Annotated in this window: 19 protein-coding genes; 9 read left to right on the top strand and 10 right to left on the bottom strand. The window is 57.0% G+C overall.

Translation table 11 applies throughout. From position 1 onward, the window contains the following. Window positions 1–50: 50 nt before the first annotated feature. The 6 genes from ACQZ5K_RS21665 to ACQZ5K_RS21690 form a co-directional block, all read right to left on the bottom strand. The gene (locus ACQZ5K_RS21665) at window positions 51–941 is read right to left on the bottom strand and encodes an ABC transporter permease (protein WP_374997345.1); all 891 of its coding nucleotides are present in this window, start codon (window positions 939–941) and stop codon (window positions 51–53) included. Continuing rightward, on the bottom strand, window positions 934–1755 hold the full coding sequence (locus ACQZ5K_RS21670; protein ID WP_374997346.1) for an ABC transporter ATP-binding protein: 822 nt from the start codon (window positions 1753–1755) through the stop codon (window positions 934–936). The genes ACQZ5K_RS21665 and ACQZ5K_RS21670 overlap by 8 nt, the downstream gene beginning before the upstream one ends. Next, window positions 1755–2768 (bottom strand): ABC transporter substrate-binding protein, encoded by a 1014-nt coding sequence (locus ACQZ5K_RS21675; protein ID WP_374997347.1) that lies wholly within the window; start codon window positions 2766–2768, stop codon window positions 1755–1757. The genes ACQZ5K_RS21670 and ACQZ5K_RS21675 overlap by 1 nt, the downstream gene beginning before the upstream one ends. Before the next feature lie 146 nt (window positions 2769–2914). Further along, complete coding sequence (locus ACQZ5K_RS21680) at window positions 2915–3622, bottom strand: IclR family transcriptional regulator (protein ID WP_374997348.1); 708 nt, start codon at window positions 3620–3622, stop codon at window positions 2915–2917. Between the two features lie 41 nt (window positions 3623–3663). Then, on the bottom strand, window positions 3664–4584 hold the full coding sequence (locus ACQZ5K_RS21685; protein ID WP_374997413.1) for an SMP-30/gluconolactonase/LRE family protein: 921 nt from the start codon (window positions 4582–4584) through the stop codon (window positions 3664–3666). After that, window positions 4581–5630, bottom strand: a complete 1050-nt coding sequence (locus tag ACQZ5K_RS21690) for an amidohydrolase family protein (protein ID WP_374997349.1) — start codon at window positions 5628–5630, stop codon at window positions 4581–4583. The genes ACQZ5K_RS21685 and ACQZ5K_RS21690 overlap by 4 nt, the downstream gene beginning before the upstream one ends. A 126-nt stretch (window positions 5631–5756) precedes the next feature. Between ACQZ5K_RS21690 and ACQZ5K_RS21695 the strand changes: the two genes are divergently transcribed. The 5 genes from ACQZ5K_RS21695 to ACQZ5K_RS21715 all read left to right on the top strand — a co-directional run bounded on the left by ACQZ5K_RS21695 (window position 5757) and on the right by ACQZ5K_RS21715 (window position 11245). Continuing rightward, complete coding sequence (locus ACQZ5K_RS21695; RefSeq protein WP_374997350.1) at window positions 5757–6767, top strand: ABC transporter substrate-binding protein; 1011 nt, start codon at window positions 5757–5759, stop codon at window positions 6765–6767. A 233-nt stretch (window positions 6768–7000) separates the two neighbouring features. Beyond that, entirely contained in the window at window positions 7001–7963 is a 963-nt protein-coding gene (locus ACQZ5K_RS21700) for a tripartite tricarboxylate transporter substrate binding protein (RefSeq protein WP_448741383.1), read from the top strand. After that, complete coding sequence (locus ACQZ5K_RS21705) at window positions 7960–8421, top strand: tripartite tricarboxylate transporter TctB family protein (protein WP_448741384.1); 462 nt, start codon at window positions 7960–7962, stop codon at window positions 8419–8421. The genes ACQZ5K_RS21700 and ACQZ5K_RS21705 overlap by 4 nt, the downstream gene beginning before the upstream one ends. A gap of 30 nt (window positions 8422–8451) precedes the next feature. Next, window positions 8452–9960, top strand: coding sequence for a tripartite tricarboxylate transporter permease (locus ACQZ5K_RS21710; RefSeq protein WP_375021723.1), 1509 nt, complete (start codon window positions 8452–8454; stop codon window positions 9958–9960). Between the two features lie 82 nt (window positions 9961–10042). Continuing rightward, the gene (locus ACQZ5K_RS21715; RefSeq protein ID WP_374997354.1) at window positions 10043–11245 is read left to right on the top strand and encodes an alpha-hydroxy acid oxidase; all 1203 of its coding nucleotides are present in this window, start codon (window positions 10043–10045) and stop codon (window positions 11243–11245) included. Between the two features lie 314 nt (window positions 11246–11559). Here the strand turns inward: ACQZ5K_RS21715 and ACQZ5K_RS21720 are convergent, their stop codons facing one another. Beyond that, on the bottom strand, window positions 11560–12354 hold the full coding sequence (locus ACQZ5K_RS21720; protein WP_374997355.1) for an alpha/beta fold hydrolase: 795 nt from the start codon (window positions 12352–12354) through the stop codon (window positions 11560–11562). Between the two features lie 143 nt (window positions 12355–12497). Here ACQZ5K_RS21720 and ACQZ5K_RS21725 point away from each other — a divergent pair, with 143 nt between their 5' ends. Next, window positions 12498–12959: a MarR family winged helix-turn-helix transcriptional regulator gene (locus tag ACQZ5K_RS21725; RefSeq protein WP_448741385.1), complete on the top strand. Its 462-nt coding sequence runs from the start codon at window positions 12498–12500 to the stop codon at window positions 12957–12959. Between the two features lie 50 nt (window positions 12960–13009). Here ACQZ5K_RS21725 and ACQZ5K_RS21730 read toward each other — a convergent pair whose 3' ends face one another. Both ACQZ5K_RS21730 and ACQZ5K_RS21735 read right to left on the bottom strand, forming a co-directional pair. Next, the gene (locus ACQZ5K_RS21730) at window positions 13010–13789 is read right to left on the bottom strand and encodes an SDR family oxidoreductase (protein WP_374997357.1); all 780 of its coding nucleotides are present in this window, start codon (window positions 13787–13789) and stop codon (window positions 13010–13012) included. Then, the gene (locus tag ACQZ5K_RS21735; RefSeq protein ID WP_374997358.1) at window positions 13786–14115 is read right to left on the bottom strand and encodes a nuclear transport factor 2 family protein; all 330 of its coding nucleotides are present in this window, start codon (window positions 14113–14115) and stop codon (window positions 13786–13788) included. The genes ACQZ5K_RS21730 and ACQZ5K_RS21735 overlap by 4 nt, the downstream gene beginning before the upstream one ends. Window positions 14116–14266: 151 nt before the next feature. On the opposite strand from ACQZ5K_RS21735, the gene ACQZ5K_RS21740 reads away from it, so the two are divergent. Both ACQZ5K_RS21740 and ACQZ5K_RS21745 read left to right on the top strand, forming a co-directional pair. Next, window positions 14267–15166, top strand: a complete 900-nt coding sequence (locus ACQZ5K_RS21740; RefSeq protein ID WP_374997359.1) for a LysR family transcriptional regulator — start codon at window positions 14267–14269, stop codon at window positions 15164–15166. Window positions 15167–15808: 642 nt separating this feature from the next. Continuing rightward, on the top strand, window positions 15809–16606 hold the full coding sequence (locus tag ACQZ5K_RS21745; protein WP_374997360.1) for a creatininase family protein: 798 nt from the start codon (window positions 15809–15811) through the stop codon (window positions 16604–16606). On the opposite strand, the gene ACQZ5K_RS21750 is transcribed toward ACQZ5K_RS21745, so the two are convergent. Next, window positions 16594–17565 (bottom strand): LysR family transcriptional regulator, encoded by a 972-nt coding sequence (locus ACQZ5K_RS21750; protein ID WP_374997414.1) that lies wholly within the window; start codon window positions 17563–17565, stop codon window positions 16594–16596. The two genes, ACQZ5K_RS21745 and ACQZ5K_RS21750, sit on opposite strands and share 13 nt — an antisense overlap. Window positions 17566–17749: 184 nt before the next feature. Between ACQZ5K_RS21750 and ACQZ5K_RS21755 the strand changes: the two genes are divergently transcribed. After that, the gene (locus tag ACQZ5K_RS21755) at window positions 17750–18766 is read left to right on the top strand and encodes an ABC transporter substrate-binding protein (protein ID WP_374997361.1); all 1017 of its coding nucleotides are present in this window, start codon (window positions 17750–17752) and stop codon (window positions 18764–18766) included. Window positions 18767–18787 lie beyond the last annotated feature (21 nt).

Genomic DNA, 18787 nt, shown 5'->3' on the forward strand with positions numbered 1-18787 from the left:
TGGCCGACCGCCGAAATCTATTCCGCGCCGGCTACCTTTTTACGCCGCCATCAGCCGTTCTGGGTTCCCCATTTGCGAACTGTCAGAAGTTCGATCGTCCGGAAGACAAGCCCTTCGACCACAAGGCCGATGACGATGACGGTCAGCAACCCTGCGAACACACCGGAGGTTTCGAGCGCATTGCGAGCCTCGAAAATGTACCAGCCGAGACCGGCAGCATTTCCCGAAACCCCGAAAACCAGTTCAGCCGCAATCAGAGTGCGCCAGGCAAAGGCCCAGCCGATCTTCAAGCCAGAGAGGATCGACGGAAAGGCTGCCGGAATGAGGATGAAGAACACCATGCGCAAGCCGCCAAGACCGTAGTTCCGACCGGCCATCTTCTGGGTTTGACTGACCGACAGAAAGCCCGTGAATGTGTTTAGCGACACGGCCCAAAGAACCGAGTGGACAATTACGAAGACAATGCTGCTGGTGCCAAGCCCGAACCATAGAAGTGCAAGAGGCAGGACAGCGATTGCTGGCAGGGGGTTGAACATGGCTGTCAAGGTGGCCAGCAGGTCCGTACCAAACCTCGTCGAGATCGCAAGGGTCGTCATGACTGCCGCAAGCGCGATAGCGGTTGCGTAACCTGTGACGAGAACTTGTAACGACGTTATCGCTGCAGAAGGTAGCCGTCCGGAAATGATATCGGCCCAAAGCGTCGTCACCGTCTCGCTGAAAGAAGGAAACATCAGGGGGTTGCCGAGATAACGCGCATAGACCTCCCAAATGACACACAAACCGATCAGCACCAGCGCGCGCCGAAACCCGGTAATGTTAAAAAGGCCTTCCCAAAAGCCAACATCCTGCTTGATGCTGCCAATCTGCGCGATATCGACAGTTTTATACTCCAGGTCGGGCCTGGGGGACGGGGTCGGCCGCGCCGTCAGAACCTCAGTCATGGGCAACCTCCTGATCGCCGAAGAGCATCTGGTTGATCTTTCTGTTGAACGCCATGAAGTCCGCATCGCCCTGATGCTGATGCCCATAGGCGGTCGCATCGAGCTCGGCGCGAACCTGGCCGGGATGCGGAGAAAGGACGAGAATCCGGGAGCCAACGATGATCGCCTCCTCGATCGAGTGGGTGACGAATAGCAGCGTAAACCGCACGTCATCCCAGAGCTCCAGAAGTTCTTCCTGCATACGCCGACGGGTCAGCGCATCGAGGGCCGCGAAGGGTTCGTCCATCAGAAGCATCTGCGGCTCCATAGCAAGAGCACGGGCGATCGCCACACGTTGCTTCATGCCGCCGGAAAGCATGTGAGGATATGAATTCTCGAACTTCGAGAGCCCTACCTTGGCAATCACGCGCCGTGCCCTGTCGCGGATTTCGGACTTCGGGAAACGTCCAGACCGGCGCATCGGGAACATCACGTTGTCGATCACCGTCATCCACGGCATCAGCTGGTCGAATTCCTGGAACACCATCATGCGGTCGGGCCCGGGACCTCGGACCGGTTTACCGGCCAGATTGATGTCGCCCTCAACCGGTGCGAGGAAGCCCGCAACACTTTTCAGAAGCGTCGATTTTCCGCAGCCGGACGGGCCAAGCAAAATAAAGCGATCATCCTTCTGGACGTTGAAGCTGACCTTGTAAGTCGCGGTGAGAATGGCTGCTCCCGTTTTGTATTGCAGGGTGACGCCGTTGACCGAGAGCAAGGGCGAGGATGCGGGCATGCCCTGCGTGCCATTTGCCGATTGTGTGTTCATATCCATCAGCTACCATCTCCCTTGCTGACGGGCTCGAAGAACATATCACGCCAGCTGGCAGGTGCCTGCTTGATAGCACCAGTGCTTGCCAGGAAGTCCGCAAGGCTTTGCATCCCTCGTGGTTCAATCGCGAAAGCCTGGCCACGGATCGCTTCTTCGACCTGAGCTGCGGAGAGGCTTGTTTTCTCGGCAGCCATATAGATCTCGGCGGCTTTACCCGGATCGCTCCGGATGAAATCCATCGCTTCCTTCAGCGCCCCCACAAATGCTGCCAACGCTTTTGGATTTGCGTCCGCGAATTTTTGGGCCGAAGCATAGAGCGCGCCGGAAAAAGGCCCTCCTATGATTTCTCGACCATCGGTGACTTTGAAGCATTTCCCGGACGCCTCAAGTGCGCTGATGAACGGTGGCGCGGCAAAATAGAGTGTAACTCCGTTTCCGGATATCAAAGCGGTCGTTGCGTCGGGGTGCGGCAACTGGACCATCTGTTTGTCAAAGCGTTTCGCCTCCCCTTTGCCGAATTCTTTCTCGGCCGCCATTTGCAACATGATGGCTTGTGGCGAGGTCGTACCGGTCACCGCAATGCGGTCAGTGGGCTTGATGTCCTTGATTGACCTGATCGACGGATCGTTGGTGTAAAGGGTCAAAACCGCTTCGTTACACGCCACGATCCCCTTCAGGTCGTAGGAGCCCTTGGTCTTGGCCCAGGCTGCAATCAGGGCAGTGGAGCCATAGGCACCAATGTCGAGGCTGCCGCTGAAGATGCCGTCGTTGATGACGGTTGAGCCGCTGACACGCTGAACCTGAAATTCGGTTCCGGCGATTGCATTGCTCTCTGCGTGCTTCTGGAAGAGTGACAGCTTTTCCGCGACAGTCGTCGCTAGATGGCTGGTACCGTACTGCGTAGCAACCCTGATAGTCTTTTTCTCTTGCGCCTTCGCAATCAAAGGCGCTCCAGAGGCCGCAAACAGGCCAATCCCGGCAAAGGCCAGAGATTGACGTCTTGTCAGATTGATCATGAACTCCTCCACGAGTTTCGCCATCTGCTACAGGCTCTCGGAGGGTTCACGACAATTATGAGCGCGTACCCATCCTCCCGATGAGCAGCAACTTGTTAGCATTTCGAAACGGCGTTGCAAATAAAAAATGCAACGCCGTTTCAATTTTATTGCTCGCCTCCGAGTGACTTCGTCAGCCCGTCCGCGAGACTGAGCAGTTGCTGGGCAACCTGCGCCGACTTTTCCGCAGTCAGCCGCGAAGCTGGCCCCGTGATCGCGAGCGCTCCTAGCAGACGTTGGCCTGCTCCGAATACGGGGGCGGCCATCGAGGCAACGTGTGGATCCGTCACGCCGTTGGAATAGATTGGCAGCGCAATATCTTTGACGCTCGCGGTCTGGCCTGCTTCGAACGCACGTAAAACCTGCGCGATTGACGATTCGTCCATGGGTCTGAGATCGCCGGGCCGTACATGCATGCGCAACGGAGATGGCGAATCGTGGCGGAACAGGCAGAGACGTTGATCGCCGCGCCGGATATAGAACGAGGCGGTCTCGCCCGATATCGCAACAAGCCGCTCCAGGACCGGCATAACCTCAGATTCAAGCGCATAGGATTGCAGGTAAACGGAACCCAGCCTGGCGATCTCAGTCCCAAGACGATACCGACCGTCCCGCATTCGCTCTATGAAGCCGAAACTTTGGAGCGAGACGCACAAGCGCATGATCGTGCTTTTGACCAGGCCTGTCCGCTCGGCAAGCTCGGTCAACTCCAGCGCATCATCGCCCCGCCGGTATGCGGACAGGACGGTGAGAAGCCGATCGGCGGAGGCCACGCCTTTTACTCGAGGCAACTGTTGCTCATATTCGTCGTCCATGTGCACCATCTTCCTTATGAACCCTTCAGTCCATCGTTAGCCTACCCACGGGCCATGTACAATTCCGCGCCCCGAACCGGTAGCCTTCCCCTCAAGATACTGCCGGTCTGCGATTCCGTGATATAGACGACATGGCGATCCTTCGGGTCGAAGGCCAGGTTGGTGGTCGACATCCCGGCGCAGGACCTAATTCGATGCAGCGGTTCTGCCACACCGGACACATGCCAAATCGAGCCAAATCCAGTGTGGGCAACGAAGAGTTCGCCGTTTTCCGACAGAGCAAGACCATCCGGTCCGCCCATGCCACCATGCAACTGCAGAAAAACGCCCACCTTGGTTGCGATGCCGTCATGCAGAGGAGCGCGCCAGATCTGCTGTGCACGCGTGACTGCAACGAGCAGATAACCCATGTCTCTGGCGATGACGATTCCGTTCGGACTGGGGATACCGGACAGGACGCAGTCCAGCTTCCCCGCCGAAGACCAGCGGAAAACCCGACCGGTTGGCGAATGCAGGCCACTCTGCCCCTGATCGGTGAAATAGAGATCACCATTGGCAGCAAAGACCAGATCGTTGACGCCCTTGAAGCCCTCTGAAAAATACTCTTCAATGACTGGTGATACTCCACCTGTTGCGACGTCGAGCTGAAGAATTCCGCGTTTGTAATCTGTGATATAGATCGTGTTTTCACTATGAAACTTCATGCCGTTCGGCCAACCATCGTATTCGCTGACCAGATCCCACTCTCCGTCGGGCGCGATCCGGAATATCCGCCCAAACGGAATGTCGGTGACGTACAGATTGCCTTCGCTATCGAAACATGGCCCCTCGAGGAATGAATCAATCGCCATGCCGGAACGGTTGACGTCAGCCCAGCGCGTCTCGCGCGGTTGCCGGAAGCGATCCGGCATTCGTGAAAAGATTTCCGTATTAATGGTTGGAGGGGGTGCAAAGAACATCAGAACTCTCCTTCCGGTTCGATGGCAAGATCGTAGACCCGGGCAGCCGTCGAAAAGAAGAGATCCTGCTTTTCGGACGCGCTAAAATCTTGGGACAAGCGCTTGAAGGCGTTCCACAGCGACCGGCAGGAAACCATGCCCTTGTCTACCGGGAAATTGCTCTCGAACATGCAGCGTTTTGTGCCGAAGCGTTCGATCGCGAAGGAAATATACGGGTCCCAAGCCGCCACGAGCAGTTCGGAGGACGGCGGCCGCTCGGAAAGATGGAAGTCGAATCCGCCAGCTCCCATTGCCAGGCCGCCCAGCTTGACGCAAACGTTCGGCAGATCCGCGATCCTCTCCATGGAAGCGCACCAGTCGGCCAGCACTTCGGCGCGCTGTCCTTTGTAGGGTCCCGCACCGAGCGGCCCGCCAAGGTGGTCGAGGATGATCGTCGTATCCGGGCAGGAGCGCGCCAGATTCTCGAATTCTGCGAGCTGGGTATGATAGGCCCAGACATCCAATGTCAGACCCCGCACTCCAAGACGTCGAGCGCCGTCGCGAAAAGCCGGGTCCAAAAGAAGGCCTTTCACCGGTGGAACAGGATTAGTCGCAATCGCCGGATCCCCGTGCCAGGCCGTCTGATTGCGGATGCCTCGAAAACGCTTTCCGGCAACAGCCGTCATGCGATCAAGAACCGCCTCGATCCGGTCACCGGCCATCAGATCGCACGACCCGACGATCCCCGCGCAAGCCCTGAATGATCCATAGAGACCCGAAGCGGACCGCGCGGCCACGCCGTTGGCAAACTCGACTTCGCCCACAGGTTTCAGAAGATCATCCTTTTGGTCGACATTGTACATGGACCTGCTCTGAACAAAAACCGTTGCCTGGATGCGATGGCCCTGCCGGGCATCGGCAAGCAGTTCGTCAAACAGATATCGCTGACCGGGCCTGTCCCAAAGATGATGATGCGGATCGACGATCGGCATCTCCGGGAAAAGAACTTCTTCCTGTTCCAGTGAGAGCCAGTCCTCACGCACGGCAATGTGGGGTGAATGTCCAGCCATCGTTCCTCCTCGAATTCAATAGCGGCTGCTGCAATCGTTAGTGATGTGAAAAAGCGGTTGACAGCGCAGTCGAGATGACTTCATTATTTTTGCAACGCCGTTTCAAAAAGCACTTCGGGAGGAAGTATGCAACAGAAACTTCATCGGCGAGCAGCTCTGGCTGCCATCGCCGCGTTGTCGATCTTCACAGTTTTACCCAATGTCTCGAGAGCCGCGGAAGAAAAACCGATCTCGATTGCGATCCAGTATGGCTACGCCTATTTGCCTGTTGTCGTCGCGGATCAAAAGGGCTTCTTCTCGAAGCAGTTGGCTGCCAAAGGCATCAACACAAGCGTGCAAATCAAAAAAATCAGCGGGGCGCCGGCGATCAATGACGCGTTGATCAGCGGCACCATCGACATCGGCGCCTACGGTCTGCCCGGCATGCTGATCGCTGCTGAAAAGACCAAGACGTCAATCAAGATTCGCGGACTTGCAGCTCTCGTCGCAGGTGACAACGGCTTTTACACCAACAAGTCCGAAATCAAGGATCTGAAGGATCTCGGGGCCAATGACCGGATCGCCGTCACATCGACGACCGGCCAGCAGGGTCTGCTCGTGCGAATGGCAGCAAAGAAGGCATTCGGGGACGCAAAGCACTTCGATACGATGATGGTGCAGTTGCCACATCCGGATGCAACCAGCGGCCTTCTCGCCGGTGGAACCATCAGCGCCTATGTTGCCCCACATCCTTATAGCGATGCCCTTGAAGCCCACTCCAGGATCCACAAGCTTTTCAACTTCTCCGACTATCTCGGGCAGAAGGTTACGAGCGGATTGCTCGCAACCACAGGCAAGTTCATCGACGAGCGCAAGGATGCATCACTCGCCATCGTCGCAGCGATCGAAGAGGCCGACAACTTCATCCGCGAGAACCCGAAGGAAGCAGCCGACATATTTCTCGGTTCGGAAAAATCGCCTCTGAATGCCGATCAGATCCAAAAAATGCTGGAGACGGTAAAAGACGAGTGGGGTGTCCACCCTAAAGGTGTGATGATTTTCGCAGACTTCATGACTGAAACAGGCCTGTTGAAGTCGAAACTGGCTCGGTGGCAAGACGTGTTCTTTGAACCTGTCGCAACGGGCCAGGGCACGTGAGATTGGACCAGCGACAACGCATAACGCGAAGTCTCGGCACATAGCTTCAACTGATCGACGCGACGTCTGAGAAACTCTCAAAAATATCGGCGCCGGATGTACGTGCTCACGCGCAAGGCGCCCGTTCCTTTGTTCAACCACTACCAAAGCAGCTCTTGACCGGTCGCCAGGCGCCCGCAGGCGAAACACGCCTTCGCACCAATTGGCGGCCACCATCCAAAGGAGGACTGGATATGAAACGAAACCTGTTCGCTGTCTCGCTCGCCGTTGCGGCGCTTAGCGCCTCGGTCCAACTCGCCCACGCCGAATGGCCCAAGGATCGTCCAATCCAGATGATCGTGGCCTTCGCACCCGGCGGCAGCACCGATGTCATGGCGCGCGCGATGCAGCCGTTCCTCGAAAAGGAACTTGGCGCCGATATCGTCATTGAAAACCGTCCGGGTGCATCTGGTGAAATCGCATATACGGCGCTCGCGAAGGCAAAGCCTGACGGGTACACCTTCTCCTACATCAATACGCCCGGCTTCCTTTCCATGCAGGTACAGAGAAAGCTCGGCTATGACCCAAAGACGATCAAGCCCGTCGCGCGTATCGTTGACGATCCGGCAGCAATCGTCGTGCCGGCAGCCTCCGAAATCAAAACGCTTGCTGATTACATAGCTGCTGCCAGGGCAAAGCCCGGCGCTGTATCCTATGGCTCCTCCGGTATCGGTACCGACGACCACCTGGCGATAATCCTTCTTGGCGCGGAGTCCGGCACAACGGTCACACATGTTCCGTTCAATGGAGCTGGCGAAACGCGCACGGCGATCCTCGGATCTCAAGTGACTGGCGGCGGCCTGAACGTCAGCGAGTTTGCTGGCAACGACACGTCGGGCCTGCGCATGATCAACACTTTCGGCAAAGAACGTTCGCCGCAGCTTCCTGACGTGCCGACGGCCATCGAATCCGGCCTCAACGTTGAGATGACATCCGAACGCGGCATTGCTGCACCCCGCGAGGTTCCGGCTGAAATCGCCGATCGCTTTGCTGCGGCGGTCAAGGCAACTCTCGACAATCCCGAGTTCCAGAAGCAGGCCAAGCAAATGGCACTGCCGTTGGCTTACCTGAGCGGCCCGGAGTGGGAAAAGGAAATGCCAAACCGCCTCGCCCGCTTCCAGGAAATCTGGAACAAGACCCCATGGGTGCAGCAATGAGCATGAAGCCTGCAACCAATAGCCGGGACTTTCCCGATATTCTTGCCGGTTGTGTGATGATGTTTCTGGGAGCGCTTGGCCTTTGGGCCGGGCGTGACCTGTCATACGGCACACCGGCGACGATGGGGCCGGGCTTTCTGCCAAGGTCGCTCTGCATCATAATCGCACTGATCGGGACGATTGTTCTCATCAAGGCTTTGATGAAGCCCCACGAAGCGCTCGACGCCGTCAACCCCAAGCCGCTCATCATTCTGGTCGTGGGCATCGCGGGATTTGCTTTCGCTGCTGAAGTCCTTGGCTTCGTCGTCGCAACCGTCTGGCTTCTTGTCGTCGGAAGTCTTGCTGACCCTGAATCACGATGGCGGGAAATCTTTGTCTCGACCGCGATCCTGACCACGCTCGGCGCGCTTCTCTTCATCTACGGACTTGGCGTTCAGATGCCTATCTGGCCTCTGTGATCGCCGTCCTGTTCTGATCGGATTAATTCGATGGCATTTCTCGACGTCTTGATGCTCGGCTTTTCCGAAGCACTGACACCTACAAATTTGATGTTTTGCTTCATCGGGACGCTTCTTGGCACCCTGATCGGCGTGTTGCCTGGCATTGGCCCGACGGCCACCGTCGCGATTCTTCTGCCCGTCACATTCTTCCTGCCGCCACTTGGCGCGCTGATCATGCTGGCTGGTATCTTTTATGGTGCGCAGTATGGTGGCTCGACAACAGCGATCCTCGTCAACCTTCCCGGCGAAGCCTCGGCTGTCGTCACCGCGATCGATGGATACCAGATGGCCCGAAAAGGCAGGGCTGGTGCGGCACTGGCGATTGCGGCATTAGGTTCGTTCTTTGCGGGAACTGTCTCGACGATTGCGCTGGCCGTTGCGGGTCCTACACTCTCATCCTTTGCTCTGTCGTTCGGGCCTGCGGAATATGTAGCGCTGTGTATCTTCGGCCTGCTTGCGGCAACGATTCTCGCGCATGGCTCCGTTGTCAAGGCGATTGGCATGGTCTGCCTTGGCCTCGTGCTTGGCATGGTCGGTATAGACGTCAATAGTGGCTCGCCCCGCATGACGTTCGGATCGACGGATCTTTACGACGGTATTGAATTCGTGGTCATTGCCGTCGGTCTCTTCGGCATTGCGGAGATCGCAACCAATCTCGAATCGAAAGAGGTTCGGGGCGTTCTCCAAAGCAAGATCGGTCGCCTTTGGCCGACGCGTGAGGAGTTCAGGGAGAGCTGGGGCGCCGTTCTTCGCGGGACGGGCGTCGGCACCATCCTTGGCGTACTGCCGGGCGGCGGCGCAACACTGAGCGCGTTCAGTGCCTATTCGGTCGAAAAGCGCATGTCCAAAACGCCGGAGAAGTTTGGTCACGGTGCAATTGCCGGTGTTGCAGGACCCGAGGCGGCGAACAATGCTGGTGCGCAGTCTTCGTTCATACCTCTTCTGACACTGGGAATTCCCTCCAACTCCATCATGGCCATGATGCTCGGTGCGATGACGATACACGGTATCACACCCGGACCGTCCGTTATTCAGAACCAGCCGGGACTGTTTTGGGGTCTGGTTGCCTCGATGTGGATCGGCAATGCGATGCTTCTCATTATCAACCTGCCACTGATTGGTGTATGGGTGAAGCTGCTGCAAATCCCATACCGCATTATGTATCCAGCCATCCTGCTGTTCTGCTGCGTTGGTGTCTACAGCGTCAGCAACCGCGGCTTCGATGTTGCGCTGGTCATCCTGTTCGGGATCTTGGGTTACGTCTTGCGCAAGGCCAAGTGCGAACCGGGGCCTCTCCTCCTGGGATTTGTTCTTGGGCCTTTGCTTGAGACGAATCTACGCCGCGCCATGCTGCTTTCGCAGGGCGATTGGCTGGTATTCTTCGAACGTCCGATCAGCGCCGTGCTTCTGGCAGTCACAGTCCTTATGTTGTTGACCCTGATTTTGCCAACGATCCGTAAAAACAGAAAAGCCGCTTTCGAGGCAAGCGAAGACTAAAGCAGGGGCGCCGTGAGGCGCCCTTGTCCTTTCAGAAAAGTCTGAGGAGCACCTGCTTCTCTAAAATCCTGGGATACGGCAAATGGCATACCCGATGTTTCCGACACTTTCCGCTCGCCGGCTCAAAGGCGTCCTTTGCCTTGATGATTTTGAAGCTCTGGCGAAGCGCCACCTTCCAAAGCCGTTGTTCGGCTATATCGCGGGTGCCAGTGAAAGAAATGCCTCGCTTCAAATGAACGCAGATTCATTCAAAGCGATGGGCTTTAGGCCTCGCGTTCTCAGAAACGTCGCAGCCCGTACAACTGCAACCACCCTGTTTGGAGAAGAGTGGAAAGCGCCATTCGGTATTGCGCCGATGGGGATCAGCGCTTTGATGGCCTATCGCGGTGACCTGATTCTTGCAGAAGCGGCGAAGGAAGCCGACATTCCGATGATCATGAGCGGCTCTTCGCTTATCCCTTTGGAAGATGTGGCGGCCGCCGCTCCCCACTCCTGGTTCCAGGCCTATCTGCCGGGCGAACAGGGCAAAATCGATCCACTCATCCAGCGCGTTGCCAAGGCAGGGTTCAAAACACTGGTCCTGACTGTGGACACCGCCGTATTGGCTAATCGCGAAAACAATGTCAGGGCGGGGTTCTCGACGCCGCTACGCCCGAGCCTTAATCTCGCCTGGGAAGGAATAAGCCACCCGACATGGATGATCGGGACCTTTATGCGAACCATCCTCATGCATGGCATTCCGCATTTCGAGAATTCTTATGCGACGCGCGGCGCGCCTATCATTGCCTCGAACGTCATGCGTGATTTCGGCAAGAAGGAACATCTTGACTGGGAGCATGTGAAGCGAATTCGCGCGACATGGGGAGGAAACCTCGTCGTAAAGGGTATCCTGCATCCGGAAGACGCAAAAATAGCGGTCGAGCAAGCGGTGGATGGCATTATTGTCTCCAACCATGGTGGACGCCAGTTGGATGGCGCCATAGCACCGCTTGTGGCCTTGCCCGATATCGTCGAGGCAGTGCAAGGCGCCGTGCCAGTGATGTTGGACGGCGGAGTGAGACGGGGAACCGATATAGTCAAAGCGCTAGCCTTGGGCGCGAAGTTCGTTTTCGTCGGACGGCCGTTCCTCTACGCAGCCGCCGTGGATGGTAAGGCGGGCGTGGCAAAAGCGGTCGCGATCTTGCAGGATGAACTTCGACGCGACATGGGCTTGCTTGGGATGACCTCAATCCAAGGAATTGTCGATGAACAACCTATAAGGCATCTTTTCTCCGCGGTCGGATAACTTCACGTCTAATCCTATAGCCAATGAGTTCACAATGCTTGAGGACCTTTAGCGAAGGTCTTGCAGAGAACCCAACGCTGTCGGGCCGTTCGGCTTTCGTTTCTATGCCGGCGCTCCGGTTCACGATCCGCACGGCTTCATGCTCGGTTCCATGTTATCGACGTGAAGCCGCGAACATTGAACGAGGCAGAGCGCGAGGCGATGACGACCATCGCTGATGCCACATCAAATTTAGTACGTATCAGAAGCCTTGGACGACAGTAGTAAGACACCTTGGCAGGACCGGATGTTTCCTGCCAAGGCTCCTGATTGGCTCATTTCGTTTCGGCAGAGACGGCTTTTGCTGCCTGATCGATGGTATCGGCAATGACCGCCGGCTGCGTCATAAACAGGGCATGGCTTGCCGACACCTTGGTGATCCTGGCGTTGATCCGCTCGGCCATATGGATCAACATGGACTGGTCGAAAGCCTTGTCTTCGGTTGCGATGACAGCCCAACTGGGCTTGGTGCGCCAGGCTGCATGTTCGAGCTTCGTACCGAACGCCGACATGTTGATCGGAACCTGGGTATCCCGCATGAATGCCACATCCGCATCACTGACGTCGTGCGCAAAGCCAGCCTTGAACTTTTCCGGGCTGACATAGCCGAAACCATCCTTCGTGATCTCGATAACGAACTCCGACGCGGGCGCAAATCCCTCGTATTGCTGAGCGGTCGTCTCGCCAGCATCGGGAGAAAGCGCCGAGACATAGACGAGGCCCGCAACCTTGGGATCGATGCCGGCTTCCGTGATTACGGTTCCGCCCCAGGAATGCCCGACGAGAATGGCCGGACCGTCTTGCCGCTCGAGCGCACGCTTTGTAGCGGCAACATCGTCTGCCAGCGACGTCAGGGGGTTCTGCACGATCGTAACGCGATAACCGCGCTTTGTGAGGTTGTCGTAAACACCCTTCCAGCCGGACCCGTCCGCAAATGCGCCATGAACCAGAACGACGTTTCTGACGGTTTGGTCCTGTGGCAGCGCGTCAACGGCGATTGCGGGCAAGGCGGCGGACAGGGAGGCTGCAGCTGCGATCGCGGTAATGGTTATGGTTTTTTTGCCTGTCATGGCACACTCCTTTAATTTTCGCGGAAATAATTATTGCGATAACATTAAGCTTCCATATTTACCGGTGCTCGTCAACGTTTTTATTATCGCGATATTGGTTTTTGCAATAATCTAACTTATAAGGGTCCTCACAGGAGTTCGAAATGTCCCACAATGATCCCCCGCCCCTGCGCGACCAGCTGTGCTACGCGATTTACACAGCGGGCATTGCAATCCAGCGCGCCTACAAGCCGCTCCTCGACGAGCTTGGGTTGACATACCCGCAATATCTCGTCTTGAACGTCCTTTGGGCGCAAGACGATCAGACGGTCGTGTCGATCGCCGACCAGCTTGCTCTGGACTCCAGCACCTTGACGCCTCTTTTGAAGCGTCTCGAAGCCGCTGGGCTTGTGCGCCGGACCCGCAATCCGAGCAACGAACGTCAGGTTCTGGTGGCATTGACAGACCAGGGTCGGGCCTTGCGGCACAAGGCGGGCTGCCTCAGCGATACCTTGCTTGCAGCCTCGACCCAAACGCCCCCGCAACTCGCTGCCTTGAACCACGACGTACGGTCTCTGCGCGACGCGATCTATTCGCAGATCGGCGGGTGGGAACCACCCGCCTGATCCGCAATGGTCTACTTCAGCGAGACCACCGTCCAGAACACCGCATCCCCTTACGCTGTCGGGACAGTGCCGCCGTCGATCACATGCTCGGTTCCCGTAATCGATGACGCTCGGTCCGAGGCCAGGAAGGCGATCAGGTCAGCGACTTCCCCAGGCCTGGCCGGTCGTCCGAGCGGTATGCCGCCCAGCGAGTTCATGATCGTCTGCACAGCGTCGTCATAGCTGATGCCGGCTTCCTCCGCGATCCGTAGTGCGAGACCGTTGGAGCCCGAATCGGCGATCCAGCCGGGAGAAACCCTCACCACCCGCACGCCCTTGGGAGAAACCTCTTTGGAAAGGCTCTTGCTGTAGGTGTTGAGCGCGCCCTTGGCTGATGCATAGCCGGTAGTCGCCTGGTGCAGCGGAAGAACCCGCTGGATCGACGTCACGTGAATGACGACCCCACTTCCCTGCGCGATCATGCCGGGGACGAGAGCACGATCGAGTCGGACAGCCGGGAAGAAGTTGAGGTTGAATTCCTTCTCCCATTCCTCTTCGGTCAATGCCGCAAAGCCGCCGGAAGGTGCCGAAGAGCCGCCTAGCACGTTCACGAGGATATCGAGCCCGCCAAGCTCCTGGTGAACAGCATCGACGACTGTCTGCACACCATCCACGGTGGTCAGGTCGGCTTCGACGAACGCCGCGCCGGAGAAGTCTGCCGGTTTCTTGCGAGCGGTCGCAAGTACGCGCGCGCCAAACTCCTTGAACAGCGCCACGGTTGCTGCGCCAGCACCCGCGGTGCCGCCAGTGACGAGAGTACGACGGCTCTCCAAATTAAGAAACGCGCTCATACGGTGATCTCCAGTTCAGCAACCTTGTCGCCCGCGAGGGCGAAGATAAAACGCAAGTCGATCGGGCTGCCCGGGAAGTCGCCAGCAGTGTGCGCCGTGACCTGGGTCTTGCCGTTCTCCGTGGTGATCAGGAAAGGCTCGACCGTGTAGCTGTACTGCTGGGCCTCATCAGCCATCCATTCACGGATGGCGTCGCGTCCGCGGTGCGTCTTGCCCTTGTCCTTCACGATACCGTTCTCGGTAAAGGTGGCAGCAATCGTATCCGGACTGCCTGTCCGGTCTGCCTCGAAATAGGCTTCGATGGCCTTCGGTAGTTTGATCATCATTCGATTCTCCAGTCCTTTTCGCGGCCTCATTGGCGACCGTTCGACCTCCGCCTGAGATCGACTGAGTGAAAGGTAGACCATCATCATTGACAGGATAATCCGGATAAATGAGGATGAGGAATTACGAAAAGAGGGACAATGGCGTGACACCATGACCAGATCCGTTCTTGCTGACCTTGATGCCGTTCTTAGTATCGCCCGCCTCGGATCGTTTCGGGCGGCCGCGCTCGATCTCGGCATCTCCACAACGGCCTTGAGCAATGCCATCGCCAAGCTCGAACAGCGTCTCGGCATCCGCCTGTTCAACCGGACGACACGGAGCGTCTCGCTCACCGATGCGGGAAAAACCTTCGTCGAACGGGTCGGTCCGGCGGTAACGGACATCCACGATGCGATGCTGGCCGCTCAATCTCTTCAGGAGGTCCCGACCGGCACGCTACGCATCAACGCCTTTGCCACGGCAGCGCGCGAGGTGATGGAGCCGCTCATCCTTTCGTTCATACAGCGCTATCCCCAGGTCCATATCGACCTGGTCACCGAGGGACGGATCGTCGATATCGTCGCAGCCGGCTTCGACCTCGGCCTCAGGCCGGCCGATCTCGTCCCGGCCGATATGATCGCCGTACCTCTGGGCTTGACGCGCAGCAATGCGGTCGTCGCATCGCCGGAATTCCTGCAAACGCATGGAAGGCCGGCTGTTCCGGCTGACCTCTACCGGTTTCGATGCATCCGCGCGCGCCTTCCAAATAACGCGCTGTTCCGATGGAAATTCGAGAGGGATGGGAAAGCCGTCCAAATTGACGTGCAGGGCTCGATCACCCTTGACGAGTCGAGTTTGGTCAGGATCGCGGCGCAGAACGGCGTAGGTCTCGGATACGTCATGGAGGCGGACGTGCGTGAAGATATTGCAGCCGGGCGGCTGGTCCGGGTTCTGGAGGACTGGACACCCGCGTTGGCCCCGCTGGCGCTGTATTACCCGGGCAGAAAAAACCCGCCGGCCGCCTTCACCTCGTTCATCCAAGCTGCTCGCGAATTCGCAAAGGGCTTCTAGTTCGGCAGATCGCGTTATCTATCGGCTGCTCGAGTTCTTGAACAGATATGTACCCAAGAACCGTAATTAGAGATTGGCGCTCGCTAAAAATTCCCAGGCATCAGCTTCTCGCTGGAGTTGCCGCTGTGCCAACTTAATGAGTTCATCATGATCGCCTCCCGGCATGGCAGCTGGGCCAAACTTCCCATATCGGTAGACACTGCCGCTGGATGGCGTCGTTTGCTTCCACCCGGCCTGGATTCCTGAATGGCTCCTGATGGCCTGTACGTTATCTGCAGGCAAAATGAGCATTCCAGGCGACATAAAAAAGCACCCCAGGTCGCGTGCAAACGCGTAGTGGGTGGCTAACCCGCCTACTGCCACACCGAGATTGGGGTGTCAGTTTTTGCTGCTGAGCTCCCTTGGGGGAGACGAGGCCCAACTATCCAAGCTGAAAGATGCGTGGCTGCAGGAGCGGGGCGCCAAGAAGAAATACGCGAAACTACTTTTATCACGCCGGTCGAAAACCGAAACCTCCAGATTTCCGACAGGTCAGAGTATCTGCGCACACAAAAAGGCATCAGGGCAGACTGAAATTAATGCTTTTCGAGCCTCCGTGCATCTCTTACGCCTGTGTCGGAAAAGACGAAAGCAGGGACGAGAATGGCAAAGCCGTTTTACTGGAATGAACTGAATACGCTCGATTTTGCGAGCCTGTCCGAAGACCGAACGATCGCGGTATTGCCAATCGCCTCGACCGAGCAACACGGCCCTCATCTGCCAGTGGCCACCGATGTTGCAATCGCCAACGGCATGTTGGCGGAACTGAAGGCTCTACGACCGGATGATATCGATTTCCTTGTCTTGCCGACGCAGGAAATCGGCAAGGCCAACGAGCATGTCTATGGTCCCGGCACACTGTCTCTAGGCCCAGAAATCCTCATTCAGGCCTGGACGGCGATTGGTACGAAAGTTGCTGAGGCGGGTGTTCGCAAGATGGTGATCGTCAATTCCCATGGCGGCAATGTCGATGTCATGAGCATTGTTGCCCGCGAATTGCGTGTTAAACATCGCATGGCGGTCGTTAGCACTCAGTGGGGCCGCTTCGGCAATCCCGAAGGCATGATCTCTGAGCATGAGCAGAAATTCGGCATTCACGGTGGAGATGTCGAGACATCGTTGATGCTTCATTTTCGACCTGATCTCGTGCGGATGGAACACTCCCAGAATTTCACGTCGAAGGCCGAATGGATGAAAGAACAGTCGCGGCTGCTGCAGCCACTACCGCCCCATTCCCTGGCGTGGATCGCGCATGATCTCAATCCGCACGGCGTAGTCGGAAATGCGGCAGCAGGCACCGCAGCCAAGGGCGCGGCCATCTGCCGCCATCAGGTCACAGGTTTCATCGAATTGTTGCGCGACCTGTCCGACTATCCGCTGGACAACCTCTATGTGATGTGACTGCCCTCGGCTTTGTCCGGTTGGCGCTGTGGCGGCACGTGACCCCTGGCTTCAAGTTCCGCCACAAGTTCTACCAGTCGCGACAATATAAACTCCACAAAAAGACTTGTAACCGTGTCGAGCGAAGTGCGAGAGCGTGCGAAGAGTTTCATCGGTTGATGCCGGGAATGGGAGCCGGCCAATGGCCGGAAAACAAGTTCCCCGCGCTCGCACTCTGCCTGAACATCGAGCGGATTAAGCAGCGTCAGCCCACTTCCGAGCTTGACCAGCCGCTTGAGCATATCGGACGCGTTGCTTTCCACGACGGGCTGGACAGCGACGGAAAGCGGGGCGAATGCGAGATTGATGACGTTACGAAGACTCGTGCCCGATTGTGCAAGAACTAAAGGCTCCTGGGCGACATCGGCAAGATCGATCGGCCCCTCTCCGGCAAGGCGGTGCCCTGGCGGCATAACGACTCCAATCGGTATATCGAAATTGGCGAGCGTACGAATACCGGGAGTAGCAGGAATGTTGAAGCCGAGGCCGATATCTACTTCACCAGCCAATACCGGTGAAATCGTGGTCGACGGGCCGTCATTACGCAGATGGACATGCACCCGCGGATGTTGCGCGATAAAACTCGCGATGATCTCCGGAAGCGGCCCAGCCGAAAGTCCAACCGTCGCAACCATCGAGACCTTGCCAGCTTGCGGTGTCTTGAGTCCGCGAATGCGTGCTTCCATCCGCTCATAGGTTTTGAGCACTTCGCGGATATGCTCGATGCACAATTCTCCCGCTGCTGTTAGCCTCAATCCTCGCGGCATGCGTTCGAAGATGGGCGCGCCCAACTCCTCCTCCAACGCCAGAATTTGCCGGTTTATGGCGGATGACGCGACGTTCAATCTGGCAGCGGCCTTGCGGATCGACCCGCATCTGGCGATCTCATCAATGTAACGCAGTTTTCTCGAATGAAGCACGTCGACCGTCCTTTGCTCAATTCTAAGGCGCGCTGCCATTTTCAGCGGCCCAATTGGCGAGCGATGCCGTAAAGGCATCAATGTGCACGAATTTTGATGCTTTTCAAAGATCATGGCAACCGCTCAAATGAAAGAAAGAGAGCTGGCACGCCTACAATGCCGGTTAACAGGGGAACGGATCGAAATGTTCAGATTCACAGATACAAAGAGCTATCTGGTCGCATTGGGCCTGGGTGCTGCAATTTTATACGCACAGCCGGCATCGGCGCTTGACGAAGTCAGCTACGGTACCAATTGGCTGGCGCAGGCTGAACATGGCGGCTTCTATCAGGCGGTTGCCGATGGCACCTATGAACGGCATGGTCTCAAGGTGACGATTGTGCAAGGTGGCCCCAACGCCGCCAATCGCGCTCTACTGTTCGCCGGAAAGGTCGATTTCTACATGAGCGGCCAATTGGGCGATATGGATGCACGAAAGGAAGGCATTCCCGTCGTTAGTGTCGCCTCCCTCTTCCAGAAGGACCCACAAGTCCTGATGGCTCACCCCGATACTGGCGTGGAGACGTTCGGGGATATGAGCAAGCTCACCACTGTGTTCATGGGCAAGGAAGGGTTTGCCACCTATTTCGAGTGGATGAAGAAGAATTACCCGGGATTCAAAGAAGAGCAGTACAAGCCCTACACCTTCAATCCCGCGCCGTTCATTGCCGACAAGCAATCCGCGCAGCAGGGTTACCTGACATCGGAGCCCTATGAAATCGAAAAGCAGACGGGCTGGAAGCCCAAGGTCTTTCTGCTCGCCGACTCGGGATATGCACCTTATTCGACAATGATCACTGCGATGCAAAAGACGGTCGATGAAAAACCCGACATGGTCCAGCGCTTTGTCGATGCCACGCTGGAGGGCTGGTACAACTACCTCTATGGTGACAACAAGGCCGCCAATGATCTAATCAAAAAAGACAATCCGGAGATGACGGACGGCCAGATCGCATACTCTATCGCAAAGATGAAAGAATACGGCATCCTCGAGTCCGGCGAAGCAGCCACGAAGGGTATCGGCTGCATGACGGACGAACGATACAAGGCGTTCTTTGATCAGATGGTGGCGATTGGCGTCGAACCGGCCGACCTCGACTACAAGCAGGCCTATACGACGAAGTTCGTGTGCAAGGGCGTTGGGATGGCTCTCAAGAAATGACATGAAGCCATTGGATCACGT

The organism is Agrobacterium sp. 22-226-1, from assembly GCF_053522345.1.